The organism is Flavobacterium channae (assembly GCF_021172165.1).
Lineage (GTDB): Bacteria > Bacteroidota > Bacteroidia > Flavobacteriales > Flavobacteriaceae > Flavobacterium > Flavobacterium channae.
Map to the genome: position 1 here is coordinate 800,411 of NZ_CP089096.1, position 16,372 is coordinate 816,782.

Below are 16,372 nucleotides of genomic sequence, written 5' to 3' on the forward strand. Positions count from 1 at the left end.
ATATAAGTTTATTTAAGGTCTATATGTTTACTGTGTAAAGTAAAACGCCTAAAATCAGCGTTAAAAATATCTTTTGTGACTATGTGTTTAAAAAAGAGATACTGAAATCGAAGATTCAACGAAGTTAAACAAGTTCAGTATAACAAATTATGAATAGTTAGTTCTCGATACAATTTCTCCGAAATCACTCGAACTGACGACTGTGACTGAACACTATTTTTCAATAAAATTTGATGCTTCGTTTCCTCAGCATGACAAACTGTGTGTTAGAAACCTTTGCGTCCCTAAACTTCATCCTTGCGCTCTTTGTGGTTAAGTTCTATGTTGTTTATGCCAAGTGTAACGCCTAAAATTAACGCATAGTTTTTTCTAATGTGTCTATGTGTTAAAAAAATAGTCCACATAGTGCCTTCCTTTTGTTCCTTGTGGTTTAATTTTACTCATTCCAAATTTTCCAAGCTTTTTCTGCTTGAATGACCAACATTTCGTATCCGTTTTTAGTAACAGCGCCTTGTTCTTTGGCTTTCTTTAGAAAAGTGGTTTCTTCTGGATTGTAAATTAAGTCGTAAGCAATGTGTTTTTTAGTAAACAAACTGTAATCTAAATTAGGGCAATCGGTAATGTTTGGATGTGTACCAACAGGAGTTGTATTGATGATGATTGTGTATTCATCAAAAATTACTTTGTCTAATTCTTCGTATTTGTATTGAAACTCATCGGCAGTTCTTGAAACGAAATCGTATTCCACTTTAAGACTACGCAATGCATATGCAATGGCTTTACTTGCGCCACCAGTTCCTAATATTAATGCTTTTTTGTGATGATCTTTTAATAACGGTTTAATCGATTTTTTAAATCCGTAGTAATCGGTGTTGTAACCTTTTAGTTTTTTCTTTTTAGAAACAGTAATACAATTTACCGCGCCAATTTTTTTAGCTGTTTTGGATAATTTATCTAAGTACGGAATTATTTCTTCTTTATACGGGATGGTAACATTTAACCCTCGTAATCCTTTAATTTCGGTTACTACTTTAGGGAAATCTTTAATGTTTTCAATGTCGTAATTCTTGTATTCACAATTATCAAAATGACCTATTTCGAATTTTTCATTGAAATATTTTTTTGAAAAAGAATAGCTAATGTTTCGGCCAATTAGCCCAAATTTCAACTGTTTTTTTGTTTTCTTTTTCATACTATAAGATTAAAATGTAGAATTTCAAATATAAGAACTCTTTCCTTTTTTTTATGTTATTACAGTGTTATTTTATTTTTTACCCAATTTTGCGGCTATTTTTTCCATTCCAAAAATCAAAAGAAAGCCAGCGACTGCTAAAGTTAAAGCCATTGCAATTTGTGGTTGTCCGTCAAAATGTTGTGGTAAAATACTTTTGTCGATATATGGGACTACTTCACCATGACTGTTGATGCGTGTTTCTAAAACTTGTTTCCAAGGCCAAACTTTATTTAAAGAACCAATCATAAAGCCAACTAATAAAGTAAGCGTTGTGTTTTTATGGTTGGCAAACATCCAATGTAAAATTTTTGAAAACGATTTTAATCCTAAAATAGCACCTACAGCAAAAACGCCTAATTTTAATAAAGCTGCAATTAGAATTTCTGAATTAGCAGTAGTTAAACCTTCTCTAAAAGTGTTGATTGTGCCAATTACAGTTTCGTATGAACCCATTAAAAGTAAAATGAAAGCACCTGAAATTCCTGGTAAAATCATGGCAATTATGGCAATAAAACCAGATAAGAATAAATACCAATAACTATCAGGAGAACTTACAGGTCGCGCAATGGTGATGTAGTAAGAAATCGTAATTCCTATTAATAAAAATAGAATTTCAACTAATTTCCAACTCGTGATTTCTTTCCAAATTAAAGTAATACTAGCAATGATTAATCCAAAGAAAAACGACCAAACTAATATAGGTTGGGTTTCCAATAAATGTGTAATTACCTTCGAAAAAGTAAGCACGCTGATTCCAATTCCAAGAACAAGTGCTAATAAAAAACTTCCGTTTACTTGTTGCCAAGCTGCTTTTAAACCATCCTTTTTTAGTGTTTTTAAAACAGAAAGATTAACGTTGTTAATACTGTCGATTAATTCTTGGTAAATTCCAGAAATAAAAGCGATAGTTCCTCCTGAAACGCCTGGAACTACATCGGCAGCGCCCATAGCTAATCCTTTAAGCGTAATAATCAAATAATCGGGAAATAGTTTTCTCATGGCAATAAAAATTCCAAAGCATTGCTACTTTGGAATGTATTTAAATGGTTTTATATTTTATTTTTTAAATTTTGCAATTGTATTTTGAACTTCGGTTCTTTCCCAAACTACAGGGAACAATTCCTGAAATAAGTTCAAATGTTTACTGTCTAATTTCATAGCGTTCATCAAATGAAGGTTTCCTTTCGTAACATCGTCTGTTAAGAAATACAATCCTGCTAAACGGTATTCCATTTCGTATTCATCTGGCAACACATTTCTTGCTTCTAAAAGAATTTCGATAGCTGTGTCAAATTCGCCTAAATATTGTAAAACATCTGTCCAAAGTGTGAAAGTATCTAAATTGATATCACCACATTCGAATGCTTTTCTATAACCATATTCAGCTTCTTCAAAGAAATGCAACGCGCTATTTACAGCAGCAAAACGTTTCCAATATAATGAGTTGTCTCCGTCAATTCCAATAGCTTTGTTTACATAATACAAGGCTTTTTGGAAGTTTTTTTGACGAATATAAAAATCAGTAATAGCAATCCAACCTTTGTCTAATAACGGATCTTCGTGAACTGTTTTTAAATAGTAATTTAAAGCAAATTCGGTGTTACCTAAACGTTCGTAACATTTTGCTACACGAAGTAATACAAAAGAAGAAGGATCATCTAATTCTAATGTAACGTTATAACAATCGATAGCCTCTTGATATTGTTTTAATTTTTCATACGATTTTGCTTTTTCCATATACGCACCTAAGAAAGTTTCGTCTATAAGAGTAGCATAATCAAATGCCCAAACCGCTTTTTCATAGTTTTTTAAAGCATAATACTGTCTTCCAAGTTGATGCCAAGCTACTTCGCTATATGGGTTTCTATCGATGAATCGGTTTAAATAAACAATAGCTTCTTCGTTTTGATCTAAGAAATCAAAACAGTAAACTACGTTGTAAAGTGCTGAATAATCTTCGGTATCTTCATCTAAACATTTGATGAAGTTCTCTTTTGCCAATTCTAAATTGTCCATGAAAAGATATTCCATTCCTATCATCGAATATACATCAGCATAATCATCAGTATATTTCAATGCTATTTTAAGGAAAGAAATCGCCTTTTCGTGTTCGTCTCTTTTAGAATGTATGTTGGCTTTTTGTATATAGATTTCTTCGTTCGTTGGCTCAATAGCGTACAACTCGTTTAGTAACTTTTCAGCAATATCGAGTTTGTCTTCATAAACCAACATTTCTACTTGAACCAGTTTTAATCCAGTAGATCTAGGATGTTGTTCTAAACCTAATTTTAGCGCTTTTTTGGCCAAATTTAATCGGCCGGTATCCATATAATGAAGAATAATATCTTCAAACTCTTCGGAATCAAAGAAAAAAACTTTGTTGGTTTTTAACATCGATTCAAATTTAGATAAGGACAAGCTGTTTTCTTCTTCTTCGTGACTCAAATTCATAGCGCTCAGTTTTATGATTTAATCCTTATTAAAATTAAGGAATAATATTGGGGTAGTAGTTTGGGGTTTGAATTGTTTTAAACAATTTAATTAACAATTTTTAAAATCAGTTGCAATGGTGAAAATCAACTGCAAGTTCAATTCAAAAATTAATTATAGAAAAAAATTTACTTTCATCTCCTAACTTCCTACTTCATTTCTCTTTCTATCTCATTTAATACCTCAATAATAATGCCACATCCTTTTGTAATTTCTTCATTACTAATGGTTAGAGGTGGCGTAATACGAACTGCGCATCCTTCAAATAATAACCAAAACAGAATAACGCCTCGTTTATGACAGCGAAGAATTACTTCATTTGTTATTTCAGGAGAATCTGTCATCGCAGCAAGCATAAGGCCTCGACCGCGAATTTCTTTTATTAATGGATGAACTAACAGACTTTTGAATAATTGTTCTTTTTCTAAAGCTTCGTTCATTAAGTTGGTTTCAGTAACTTCTTGTAGGGTTGCTAAACTAGCTGCCGCTATGACAGGATGTCCGCCAAAAGTGGTAATATGACCTAGTTTAGGATCGTGGCTTAATAAATCCATCATTTTCTCTGATGCAGTAAAAGCGCCAACAGGCATTCCGCCTCCCATTCCTTTTCCCATAACGACTACATCTGGAATAACATCGTAGTTTTGGAATCCAAATAGTTTTCCAGTGCGACCAAATCCAGGTTGAATTTCGTCTAATATCATGATAGCACCTACTTCATCACAACGTTGGCGTACTTTTTTAAGAAAATCGTTTTTTGGTTCAATGAATCCTGCACCACCTTGAATCGTTTCTAAGAGTATACCAGCAGTTTTAGTAGTTATTTTTTCTAAATCAGCTTCGTTATTAAACGTGATAAAATCCACATCTGGAATTAAAGGACGGAAGATTTGTTTGCGTTCTTCAAATCCCATAACGCTCATGCTTCCCATAGTATTCCCATGATACGCATTATGACATGAAATTAGCTGACTTCTTCCAGTAACTCTTCTAGCTAATTTTAAAGCGCCTTCAATGGCTTCTGTACCTGAATTAACTAAATAGGTTTTTGTTAATGGATAGGGAAGGTGTTTAGCTAACAATTTACACAATTCTGTTGCTGGGTGTTGGGCATATTCACCATACACCATTACGTGAGAATAGGTGTCCAATTGTTTTTTTATGGCATCATTTACACGTTGTGGTTGGTGACCCAATGTACAAGCTGAAACGCCAGCCACCATATCTAAATACGGATTGCCATCTGTATCATAAATATAAGAACCCTTAGCATAAGAAATTTCCATGGCTAATGGGTGAGGTGAGGTTTGTGCTTGGTATTTAAAAAAATCTTCAATCATTTTGGTATGCTTTAGGCTTTAAGCTGTTGGCAAAAAGCTTGTATTCTAGAAGTTGCTATCTAATTTATGCATAAAGTTACGGCTTATTGCTTTTTTATAGCTTTCTTTTTTACTTCCGGTTTATTATCCAATTTCTTTTCTTCTGGTTTGTTTTTAGAATCGTATTCTAAAGTTTCTGGAAGAATTTCCATCGGTTTCTCAGCTTCAATAGCTTTTTTCTTAGCTTCAATCTGAATTTTGTCGTCTAATTCGTTTTCTTCAGCTGGGAAAATATCGTCTTTGGTTAAAATTCGTTCATCGCCACGCCAATTAAATCCTCTCAGTTTCCTTGCATTTTCGGGGAATTCACTTTCGGGATAAATATGACTATCCGTTTTGGTAAAGAAGGTTATAGAATTGATTTTGTTTTCTTCTAACTCTAAGTTTATTTTACTACAAACGGTTTTGTTTATTCCGATAAATTCATTGGCATCGTTGTACATGTAATAAATTACTTCGGCATTTTTTACGACATCAACTTCTCTAAGTTTGTTGTCTTGAAACTTACCATATAAATTTTGTCCTTTTATTTGGTTGTAACCGTTTTTACTAAGACTGTCTTTTTGAATAATAAAAGCATTGTTGAGTACTTTTAGCGAGTCCAATTGCTCTGTTTTGTTGTTGCCAATTAAATGCATTACATCGCCTGTCATTTGGTTGTCGTTGTTCCAAAGTATTGGCCTACCAATTAGTTTTGTTAATTCCGATTTGTTATTTGACCAAAGTGAATCGCATTTTCCGCTCATGTCAGTTTTGTAAAAACGCACATTATTAAATGCACGAATAACACGATCTTCTTGCGGACCCGAAACAATGATTTTTTTACCATGCATGTACATAGTGTCTTTTTCTACCAAAGTTTTTACTAAAGCTCGTTTGGTTAAAATCATTGAGTCTTTTTTGGTTTCCGCATTTCGGTACAATTCCGCATAATGACCAGTAGCAATAACTTTGTTAACGGTATCGGTAATTTTTACGTTATTAATTCCTCTTGAATAATTCTTATTTCGGTCATAATACAAATCATCACCTTCGATAATTTTATTATCGAGTGTTATTTTGGAATTTTTGGATAGTTTACTAATGTTGTTTTTAGTGTCATAAAAACCATTTTCAGTGTAAATTACGTTGCCTTTGTTGTGAATAGTTGATGGTCCAAAAACATAGGCGTGACCCGAATTTTCGTAAAAATCTAAGTTATTGGTTTTGATAGTGCTTTCTGGATTGGTAACAGTTACAGCAGTAGTAAACTTGTATTTTTTTTGATCCACATAATAACGTCCAGATTTACTAGTTAAGGTGTTTTCTTTATTGCGAATTGTACCATAAGAATTGTAAAAAGCTTGTTGGTTTTTCTTATCGAAATAAACAGTATCTGTTGTTAAAGTTGATTCAGGCGAACGTAAAACAACATCGCCTGTTGCAAAAGCAAATTCTTTATCACCATTATATTCCGCATAACGACTGTTCATAGTGATGGTGTCACCTTGATTCATTTGAACATTCCCAAATGCTTTTACGTAATTTTCATCTTTAAAATGATACGCTTTATTACAAAACATTTTTACACCATTGTGTATAATACGAACATTACCAGTAAAAACAATTGCTCCTGGAATTTCGGTCTGATTCATGTCTACGAAATCAGAATTTTCAATGATGATTTTTTTCTTTTCTTGTGCTAACGAAAAAGTTACTGTTAGCAATAAAAAGGCGATATAAAAAAATGTGTTTTTCAAGTCGAATTTATTTTGAGCCAAATTTAAGTAAAAACTCGAAAAGCATTTGATAATTAAGATTTTTTTATCATTCAACATAAAAAAAACGCTTTCAAAAGAAAGCGTTTTTAAGTAATTATTTTGTTATTGTTTGTTTTCTGTCTGGACCAACTGAGATTACTTTAATTGGAACTTCAACTTCTTTCTCAATAAATTCGATGTATTCTTTTAATTCTTGAGGTAATTCATCATACGTTGTCATACCTGTTAAATCTGCTTTCCAACCTTTCATTTCAGTTAAAATTGGAGTAACATTTTCTGGTTCGATGTTGTATGGTAAGTGTTGAATTTCTGTTCCTTTATAGTTGTAGCCTGTACAAACTTGAAGTGTATCAAATCCTGAAAGAACATCACCTTTCATCATGTATAACTGTGTTACACCATTTACTTGAACAGCATATTTTAAAGCTACTAAATCTAACCAACCACAACGACGCGCACGTCCTGTAACTGAACCAAATTCGTTTCCTACTTTAGCCATTGTTTGTCCAGCTTCTTCAAAATCTTCTGTTGGGAAAGGTCCGCTACCAACACGAGTTGTGTAAGCTTTGAAAATTCCGAAAACGTCTTTTACTTTGTTTGGAGCAATTCCTAAACCAGTACAAGCACCAGCAGCTGTTGTATTAGAAGAAGTTACAAATGGATATGTTCCGAAATCAACATCTAATAAAGAACCTTGAGCTCCTTCAGCTAAAATTGATTTTCCTTCTTTTAAGGCTTTGTTTAGGTATTCTTCACTATCAATGAAAGTTAATTTTTTCAAGTCTTTTACTGCAGCAAAAAACTCATCTTCCATTTCTTTTAAGTTGTATTGTAATTCTACATCGTAGAATTTAATCATAGCTTCATGTTTATCAGCTAATGAACGGTAACGAGTTTCGAAATCTTCTAATTCTAAATCACCAACTCTTAAGCCATTTCTACCTGTTTTGTCCATGTAAGTTGGACCAATTCCTTTTAATGTAGAACCGATTTTAGCTTTTCCTTTTGATGCTTCAGAAGCAGCATCTAGTAAACGATGCGTTGGTAAAATTAAATGTGCTTTTCTAGAAATGAATAACTTAGAAGCAACATCCATATTGAATTTTGCTAAACCTTCAATTTCTTTTTGGAAAACTACTGGGTCGATTACCACTCCATTTCCAATGATATTAATTGCGTTTTTGTGGAAAATTCCAGAAGGAATCGTTCTTAAAACGTGTTTGATTCCGTCGAATTCTAAAGTATGTCCCGCATTTGGTCCGCCTTGAAAACGTGCAATTATATCATATTTTGAGGTAAGAACGTCAACGATTTTTCCTTTTCCTTCATCTCCCCATTGTAATCCAAGTAGTAAATCTACAGTCATTTTAGTAGTTAGTTTTAAAAATTAATGTTTGTTGTGTGTTTTTATTGCTTTTTTGTTCCATAGAAATAAAGTGAATGGTTTTGAATTTCAATACCAAACATTTCTTCCATGGTTTGTTTAATTTGCTGAATTCTTGGATCACAAAATTCGATAACTTCACCAGAATCGGTTAAAATAATATGATCGTGTTGTTTGTCGAAATACGATTTTTCGTAATGCGCTTGGTTTTGACCAAATTGATGACGACGAACTAAACCGCATTCTAATAAAAGTTCGATTGTATTGTAAAGCGTAGCTCTACTTACGCGATAATTTTTATTTTTCATTTTGATATACAAAGATTCTATATCAAAATGTTCGGTTGCATTGTAAATTTCTTGAAGAATAGCGTAACGTTCTGGCGTTTTACGGTGTGCTTTTTCTTCTAAATATTTAGTAAATACATTCTTTACAATTTCCTGATTTTTGTTATCCATCGTTTTGGTAAATGAAATATTGGCAAAGATAGTGTTATTTTTTGATTTGAATAAATCGCAAAATTGAAATAAATCTTTAGTTATTAACTTTTGTTAATTATTATAAACGCGAGTTACTTTGTCAATTCCGTCTACTTTTTTAATATTTTCAATCAGTTTTTTAAGAATGGTATTGTTTTGAACAACAACCGCAACTTGACCATAAAAAATTCCAGCTTCAGTGTTTAGTGAAATACTTTGAATGTTAACATTCATTTGATTTGAAATTACTTTCGTTAATTCATTCGTAAGTCCTAAAATATCCATTCCCGTAATTTTTAAGATAGCTTTAAATTCTTCTTGAGATGAATCTATCCATTTAGCAGGAATAATTCGGTACGCATAGTTCGATTGCATACTAATAGCATTAGGACAATCTTTTCTGTGTACTTTGATTCCTTCATTTATGGTTACGAAACCAAAAACTTCATCTCCAGGAATTGGATTACAACAAGATGAAAGTTTGTAGTCTAATTTATCATGTTCTGTTCCAAAAACTAATAAATCGTATTTTTTACTGATTTCATTTTTACTGATTTGTTCTGGTGGAGAATTTGGCGAACGCTTGATTGTTTTCTTGAAGAAATTTACCAGAGTGTTGCTTTTTTGAGCAGCATATTCTTTTAATTGTTGGTTTTCAATTGCACCAATTCCAGCTCTGTAAAATAAATCTAAGCTTGTTTGTAGTTTGAAGAAATTTACTAATTCATTTGTTGTATTTTCATTTAAAGCAATTTTTAAATGGCGTAATTTACGAGTAAGAATTTCTTTTCCATCTTCAGCAATTTTTTTAGTGTTTTCGTTTAGAACGTTTTTAATTTTATTTTTTGCTCTAGATGTTGTAACAAAATCTAACCATTGCGATGTTGGTTTTTGGTTAGCCGATGTAATAATTTCAACCTGATCACCACTATTTAAAACATGATTTAACGGTACTAGTTTTCCATTAACTCTTGTTCCTCTTGTTTTTACTCCAATTTCTGAGTGAATACTAAAGGCAAAGTCTAATGAGGTAGCTCCTTTTGGTAAAGATTTAATTTCTCCTTTTGGTGTGAAGACATAAATTTCTTTGGCATAAAGATTCAATTTAAAATCTTCAACAAAGTCAACAGCATTAGCGGTGGAATTTTCAAGCGCTTCTTTTAATTGGTTTAGCCAAATTTCTAATCCGTGCTCTTCTGTAGCACCGTTTTTATATTTGTAATGTGCTGCATATCCTTTTTCTGCAATTTCATCCATACGTTCACTACGAACCTGAATTTCAACCCATCTTCCTTTAGGTCCCATTACTGTAATGTGTAATGCTTCGTAACCAGTTGATTTTGGTGAAGAAATCCAATCGCGTAATCTACTTGGAGAAGGGCGATAATGATCAGTAACTACAGAATATATTTTCCAAGCGATGAATTTTTCGTCGTGTTGATTTGAATTGTAAATGATACGAAGAGCAAATTTGTCATAAACTTCATCAAAAGTTACGCCTTGCGCTTTCATTTTTCTACGAATGGAGTAAATCGATTTTGGACGACCTTTAATGGTAAAATCAATTCCTTCATCAACCAAAGATTTGCTTAAAACATCAGAAATGGTTTTGATATAAGCATCTTGTTCTTCTTTCGTTTCTTTTATTTTGCTAACAATATCCTCGTAAACTTCAGGTTCGGTATATTTTAATCCTAAATCCTCTAGTTTGGTTTTGATGTTATACAATCCTAAACGATGTGCTAAAGGTGCGTAAATGTATAATGTTTCGGAAGCAATTTTGGCTTGTTTATAATCTACCATGCTTCCCATGGTTTGCATATTGTGTAAACGGTCAGCAATTTTAATTAAAATTACACGAACATCATCGTTTAAGGTTAATAACATTTTACGGAAATTTTCTGCCTGAATAGAAATTTCTTGGTCTGTTTTAACTTTCGCAATTTTGGTTAAACCTTCAACTAGTTGTGCAATTTTAGGATTGAACATTTTTTCTATGTCCTGAACTGTAATATCGGTATCTTCAACTACATCGTGCATTAAAGCAGCGGCAATAGAAGTTGCTCCCAAACCAATATCTCTTGCTACAATTTTAGCAACAGCTATGGGATGAAAAATATAAGCTTCACCAGATTTTCTTCTTTGGTCTTTATGTGCATCTACAGCTACATCAAATGCTTTTCGAATGATTTTTTTGTCTTCATCGGTAAGTGTTTGATAACTGATGCGAAGTAGTTCTTTATATTCTTGCGCAATGGCTTTGTTTTCGGCTTCTAATTCTAACTCTGTCATACATTTTCTTTAACCAACTAAAAGTAAGCTAATTTTTCTAAATGTGCAAGTAGAGAAAATAGAAAAAAGTGATTGTAATAAAGACTAAAATCCGCGTTGTCTTTTTGCTTCAAATAATAGAATTGCAGCTGCTACTGAAACGTTCATAGAATCGATTTCACCTTGCATTGGAATGATTATGTTTTGTGTACTTTCTATTCGCCATTTTTCTGATAAACCAGTTGCTTCTGTGCCAACAACTAAAGCAGTAGGAGTGGAGAAGTCTTGTGTGTGATATTGAGTTGAATCTTGTAATGTTGCCGAATAAATCGCAATATTATTCTTTTTTAAGAATGCGATTACTTCTTCTGTTGTACCAACAGCAATTTGTCTTGTGAATAAACATCCTACACTAGAACGAACAATATTTGGATTATATAAGTCGCTTTTTGGATTAGCAATAATAACAGCATCAATATTTGCAGCATCGGCTGTTCTTAATATTGCACCCACATTTCCTGGTTTTTCTAAAGATTCTCCAACTAAAATAAGCGGATTTTTAGATAGTTTTAAATCGGACAAAGCTAATGATTTGGTTTTAGCGATTGCTAAAATACCTTCAGTTGTATCGCGATAAGCTAATTTTTGATAGACTTCTTTTGAGATTTCGATAATCTCGACTTCGCTCGATTTGACAAAGTTTTTAATTTCTTTTTCTGAAATTATTTCTGGTAAAAATAGAATGGTTTCTAATTCGTAACCACCTTTTAGCGCCAATTCAATTTCGCGTTGTCCTTCAATTAAAAAAGTGCCCGTTTGTTTACGAACTTTGGATTTTTCTTGTAATTGAACTAACGATTTTATATACGGATTTTGAACCGAGGTGATTTGTTTCATGAATACGAAATTATGTGACAAAAATACAAAAAAGCCTTTCAGTTAATGAAAGGCTTTTGGTCTTATTTTTTTTGTTGTTCAAATTTTCCTTTGTAACGTTCGTACAATTCGGTGTGATGACTTTCTAAACTAATTTGTCTTCCATCGATAAAAGCAAAAGAAATAACATTTGTTTTCATGTCTAAAGCATCTCCTTCTGAAATAAATAGAGTAGCACTTTTTCCTGCTTCTAATGTTCCGTATTGATTGTCGATTCCTAAAATCTTAGCCGAATTTCCAGAAATTAATTGTAATGCTTGTTCTTTTGTTAATCCCCAGGCAGCACAAGTTCCGGCATAAAATGGAAGATTTCTAGTTTGCATACGTTCCATGTCACCAGCATTTTGTAAAGCAACTAAAACTCCAGCATCAACTAATAATTTAGCATTTTTATAAGGTAAATTAACATCTTCGTCTTCTAACAGCGGTAAATCGTGAACTCTTTTTAAAAGTACCGAAACGTTATTTTCTTTTAAAAGTTTTGCCGATTTAAAAGCATAATAACCACCAACGATTGTCATGTTTTTAATGTTGTTTTTCTTTTTAAATAAGACAGCATCAATGATTTCCTTTTCACCATTTGCGTTTACAAAAAGCGTTTTTTCGCCTGATTGTAACCCTTTCATAGCTTCGTATGGAATGTCTTTTTTATCATTTTTACTTCCTAAATAAGCAAAAGCATTGTCAAAGTAGTCTTGAATGGCTTTTACTTGAGGCTCGTAATTTTTGTTCATTTCAATTCCTCCTGGTTCCGCCCACCAACCAGCTCTAGAATAACTTCTTGGCCAGTTTAAATGAATTCCGTCATTAGCTTTTACTGTAGCGTCTTCCCAGTTCCAAGCATCTAATTGAACGATTGAAGAAGTTCCTGAAATTCTTCCACCTCTTGGTGTAATTTGCGCTAATAAAACGCCATTAGGGCGTGTGGTTTCTACCAATTTAGATTCTGCGTTATAAGCAATGATACTTCTGACATGTGGGTTGAATTCACCGATTTCGCTTTCGTCATCCGAAGCTCTTACGGCATCAATTTCAACTAATCCTAAAGTAGAATTTGGAGCAATAAATCCCGGATAAACATGTTTACCTGATGCATCAATAACAATATCATGTTTGCCAGGCTTCATTACGCGAGCATCACCAATAGTTGCTATTTTTCCATCGATGATAGAAATTAAACTATTTTCAATTACTTGACCGTTTCCTAAATGTGCTTTAGCACCTAAGATTAAAATACTCTTTGTTTGTTTTGGTGCTGGTGTTTGTTGGGCAAACCCAAACAAAGAAATAAATAAAAGAACTATATATTTTTTCATGATTAGTTGTATTTATAGTGAGACTCTTTGCAATATTCTCCTAAAGTGTCACAGTGATAATGACCGTTTTCTTTTTTCTTAGGTAATTGCGTTTTCATTCCTTTGTTTTTAGCGTCTAACATTGAGTTGATTAAATCCGCTCTTTCTTTTTGAATTAATGCTAAAGTTTCTGTTTCTTTTTCTAAATCATAGAAAATAATTCCATCTACTAATGTTTTTTCTGCTCTTGTATAGATTGAAAGTGGACTATCTGACCAAAGAACTACATCGGCATCTTTCCCTACTTTAATACTTCCTACTTTATTATCCACTTGAAGAATTTTTGCAGGATTTAAGGTTACAAAGTTCCAAGCTTCTTCTTCAGAAACATTACCATATTTTACTGTTTTTGCAGCTTCTTGATTTAAACGACGAGACATTTCAGCATCATCTGAATTGATAGATACTTTAACACCTTCGTTCATCATAATTGCAGCATTATACGGAATAGCATCATTTACTTCGTATTTATAAGCCCACCAATCTGCAAAAGTAGAACCCGCAACTCCATGTGCCGACATTTTATCTGCTAATTTATAACCTTCTAAAATGTGTGTGAAAGTTTGAATTTTAAATCCATAACGCTCAGCAAATTTCATTAACATGTTAATCTCAGATTGTACATAAGAGTGACAAGTAATGAATCGTTTTTTAGCTAAAATTTCGTTGATAACTTCCATTTCGATATCAAATCTTGGCATTACTTTGTTTTTGCCTTTACCAGTTTTGTAAGCGTCCCATTCGTTTTTGTATTCGATAGCTCTTGTAAAATAGTCTTCATAAACTTGTTCTACTCCCATACGAGATTGTGGAAAACGGTTACGAGCAAAATCACCCCAGTTTGATTGTTTTACATTTTCACCTAAAGCAAATTTGATGTATTTAGGAGCATCTTTTACTAACATTTCATCTGGAGAATAACCCCATTTTAATTTAATGAATGCTGCACGACCACCAATAGGATTTGCAGAACCATGTAATAAGTTTGCAGAAGTAACACCACCTGCTAAATTTCTGTAAATATTAATATCATCTGAATTAACTACATCTTCTATAGTAACTTCAGCAGATGAATTTTGACCACCTTCGTTAACACCATTTGAAATAGCAATGTGCGAATGTTCGTCAATGATTCCTGCCGTTAAATGTTTACCAGTTCCGTCTACTACTTTCGCACCTGTTGAAGGTAAGTTTTTACCAATTTTTGCAATTTTTCCGTTTTGGATTAAAACGTCGGTTTCTTTTAGAATTCCTTCTTTTTCACCAGTCCAAACTGTTACATTTTTGAAAAGAATCGTTTCTTGTTTTGGTTTTTCTTCCGTTCCAAATGAAACATTTGGATATGTTACCGTATACATAGACGGAACTTTTGGTTCGTCTTTTTTATCCTCTTTCTTTTTATCTTCTTTAGTTTCAGTTGTACGTTTAGTAGCCGTCCAAGAAGTTTCATTACCATTTTCTAAAACCGCTTTTCCTTGCATCATATCTTTAACGAAAGTTCCTGAAAGCCTTACGAAATTTGCTTTTGTTGTATCTTGATTTTTTATTACTAAGTTAACCCAAGGATCGTTGAATTGAATTTTAGTTCCAAAATTAATACTGTCTTTAACTGCTTTAGCTTCAAGTTTAGAAGTTTCGCCTTCAATTTTTAATTCAAATTTATGATTGTCGAAAGTTAAATCATATGTTCCTCTAATATCCGTTGGATTGATTTTATCAATAATATTTCTGTTTCCTTGAACCCAGTTTTCTAGAATATTACTTTTATTCTCAAAAATATCGCCAGATACAATTATAAAGTTTGCTAATTTTCCTTTTGATATAGAACCTACGGTATTAAATTGATTTACCAATTTAGCTGGAGTTTCTGTTAAAGCTAATAAAGCTTTTTCTTTTGGTAAACCATAAGTTACCGCTTTTCTTAAGTTAGATAAGAAAGATTTAGTGTCTTTTAAATCTGTTGTAGAAATTACAAATGGAACATTGTTATCGGCCAACATTTTTAAATTAAATGGTGCTTGATTCCAAAATTTCATATCGCTTAGACTTACTTGCTGTGCCAGGTAAGGATCTGAAACATCGTAAGCATCTGGGAAGTTTATTGGGATAATATAAGTTGCTCCCGTTTTTTTGATTTCGTCAATACGCTCAAACTCGTTCCCGCTTCCTTTTATTAGGTACTTAACGCCAAATTCATCGCCTAATTTATCAGCTCGTAATGCATTTAATTTATCGCCAGCATTAAAGATTTGTAACAATGATTTGTTTGCGTTAAAAGCTTCTAACGATAAATCTTTGTTTTTAGCATTACCTTGAGAATACCATTTTGCATCGTGGAAAACTTGTCTGATTAAAGCCATACTTCCCATTAATGATGAAGGATAACTTTGTTTTGTAAATTTACTTCTGCTAAACGTAAAGTGTTGTGATACTTTTTCTTTTAGCATTCTATCTGCATTTGAACCAGCATCATTTAATGTCCAAAGTAATCCAGTTCCTGCAATTACACCATCGTTATGATGACTTAAAACAGTTCCAAAACCAGCTTCTCTTAAACTACCAGCAGCTTTAGAATCGTAGCTTAAATTTTCATAAGCATTGTATTCTGGTTTGATGTGGTCGTTCCAATAATACCCTTCACGATTGGTATCGTATTGAGGGGTGAAATTTCCATTTGGTCTTGGAGTTGGTTTGTTAATTCCAAATTCACTATACAATTCAATAAAAGAAGGATAGATGGTTTTTCCAGTAGCATCAATGATAGTAGCATTTTTAGGAATTGAAACGGTTGTGCCAACTTCAACAATTTTGTTTTCTTTTATTAGCAACGTTGCATTTTCAATTTTCTGTGTTGCTGAAACATAAATTGTGGCGTTTGTGATGGCAACATAGTTTTTAAAACTCTGTTTTACACCATCATTTTTTGGAAAATATTCTTGTGCTTGACTCGTTAAAGTGAAGAAGAATACCAATAATAACGATAAGTATCTCATGTTTTTTGGTTTAGTAAAGGCTAAAGATAAAAATAATCTTCGATTTAAGAATTATTGAAGTTATAATAGATGATTTTTAACTTTTGTTGAA

11 protein-coding genes are annotated in these 16,372 nt (G+C 32.5%); all 11 read right to left on the bottom strand.

Features of this window, described 5'->3' with window-relative positions; all coding sequences use genetic code 11:
• Positions 1–436: 436 nt before the first annotated feature.
• The gene (locus LOS89_RS03500; RefSeq protein ID WP_231836427.1) at positions 437–1,192 is read right to left on the bottom strand and encodes a shikimate dehydrogenase family protein; all 756 of its coding nucleotides are present in this window, start codon (positions 1,190–1,192) and stop codon (positions 437–439) included.
• A 72-nt stretch (positions 1,193–1,264) separates the two neighbouring features.
• Positions 1,265–2,233: a DUF368 domain-containing protein gene (locus LOS89_RS03505; protein ID WP_231836428.1), complete on the bottom strand. Its 969-nt coding sequence runs from the start codon at positions 2,231–2,233 to the stop codon at positions 1,265–1,267.
• Between the two features lie 57 nt (positions 2,234–2,290).
• Positions 2,291–3,685 (bottom strand): tetratricopeptide repeat protein, encoded by a 1,395-nt coding sequence (locus LOS89_RS03510; RefSeq protein WP_231836429.1) that lies wholly within the window; start codon positions 3,683–3,685, stop codon positions 2,291–2,293.
• A 188-nt stretch (positions 3,686–3,873) separates the two neighbouring features.
• Complete coding sequence (locus LOS89_RS03515; protein WP_231836430.1) at positions 3,874–5,064, bottom strand: aspartate aminotransferase family protein; 1,191 nt, start codon at positions 5,062–5,064, stop codon at positions 3,874–3,876.
• Positions 5,065–5,147: 83 nt separating this feature from the next.
• A complete protein-coding gene (locus LOS89_RS03520) occupies positions 5,148–6,842 on the bottom strand; it encodes an OstA-like protein (protein ID WP_255671051.1) in 1,695 nt (564 codons plus the stop codon).
• Between the two features lie 115 nt (positions 6,843–6,957).
• Complete coding sequence (locus LOS89_RS03525) at positions 6,958–8,229, bottom strand: adenylosuccinate synthase (protein ID WP_231836432.1); 1,272 nt, start codon at positions 8,227–8,229, stop codon at positions 6,958–6,960.
• A gap of 41 nt (positions 8,230–8,270) precedes the next feature.
• Positions 8,271–8,705, bottom strand: a complete 435-nt coding sequence (locus tag LOS89_RS03530) for a Fur family transcriptional regulator (RefSeq protein WP_231836434.1) — start codon at positions 8,703–8,705, stop codon at positions 8,271–8,273.
• A 93-nt stretch (positions 8,706–8,798) separates the two neighbouring features.
• Positions 8,799–11,018 (bottom strand): RelA/SpoT family protein, encoded by a 2,220-nt coding sequence (locus LOS89_RS03535; protein WP_231836436.1) that lies wholly within the window; start codon positions 11,016–11,018, stop codon positions 8,799–8,801.
• An 84-nt stretch (positions 11,019–11,102) separates the two neighbouring features.
• Entirely contained in the window at positions 11,103–11,894 is a 792-nt protein-coding gene (locus tag LOS89_RS03540) for a TrmH family RNA methyltransferase (RefSeq protein ID WP_231836438.1), read from the bottom strand.
• 62 nt (positions 11,895–11,956) lie between these two features.
• Positions 11,957–13,249 (bottom strand): amidohydrolase family protein, encoded by a 1,293-nt coding sequence (locus LOS89_RS03545; protein ID WP_231836440.1) that lies wholly within the window; start codon positions 13,247–13,249, stop codon positions 11,957–11,959.
• 2 nt (positions 13,250–13,251) lie between these two features.
• Positions 13,252–16,281: an amidohydrolase family protein gene (locus LOS89_RS03550; protein ID WP_231836441.1), complete on the bottom strand. Its 3,030-nt coding sequence runs from the start codon at positions 16,279–16,281 to the stop codon at positions 13,252–13,254.
• Positions 16,282–16,372 lie beyond the last annotated feature (91 nt).

Excerpts from the sequence above, each read along its gene's own strand:
- LOS89_RS03550 (WP_231836441.1), bottom strand. The coding sequence starts at position 16,281 with ATGAGATACTTATCGTTATTATTGGTATTCTTCTTCACTTTAACGAGT.
- LOS89_RS03530 (WP_231836434.1), bottom strand. The coding sequence starts at position 8,705 with ATGGATAACAAAAATCAGGAAATTGTAAAGAATGTATTTACTAAATAT.
- LOS89_RS03545 (WP_231836440.1), bottom strand. The coding sequence starts at position 13,249 with ATGAAAAAATATATAGTTCTTTTATTTATTTCTTTGTTTGGGTTTGCC.
- LOS89_RS03525 (WP_231836432.1), bottom strand. The coding sequence starts at position 8,229 with ATGACTGTAGATTTACTACTTGGATTACAATGGGGAGATGAAGGAAAA.
- LOS89_RS03540 (WP_231836438.1), bottom strand. The coding sequence starts at position 11,894 with ATGAAACAAATCACCTCGGTTCAAAATCCGTATATAAAATCGTTAGTT.
- LOS89_RS03515 (WP_231836430.1), bottom strand. The coding sequence starts at position 5,064 with ATGATTGAAGATTTTTTTAAATACCAAGCACAAACCTCACCTCACCCA.
- LOS89_RS03510 (WP_231836429.1), bottom strand. The coding sequence starts at position 3,685 with ATGAATTTGAGTCACGAAGAAGAAGAAAACAGCTTGTCCTTATCTAAA.
- LOS89_RS03505 (WP_231836428.1), bottom strand. The coding sequence starts at position 2,233 with ATGAGAAAACTATTTCCCGATTATTTGATTATTACGCTTAAAGGATTA.
- LOS89_RS03535 (WP_231836436.1), bottom strand. The coding sequence starts at position 11,018 with ATGACAGAGTTAGAATTAGAAGCCGAAAACAAAGCCATTGCGCAAGAA.
- LOS89_RS03500 (WP_231836427.1), bottom strand. The coding sequence starts at position 1,192 with ATGAAAAAGAAAACAAAAAAACAGTTGAAATTTGGGCTAATTGGCCGA.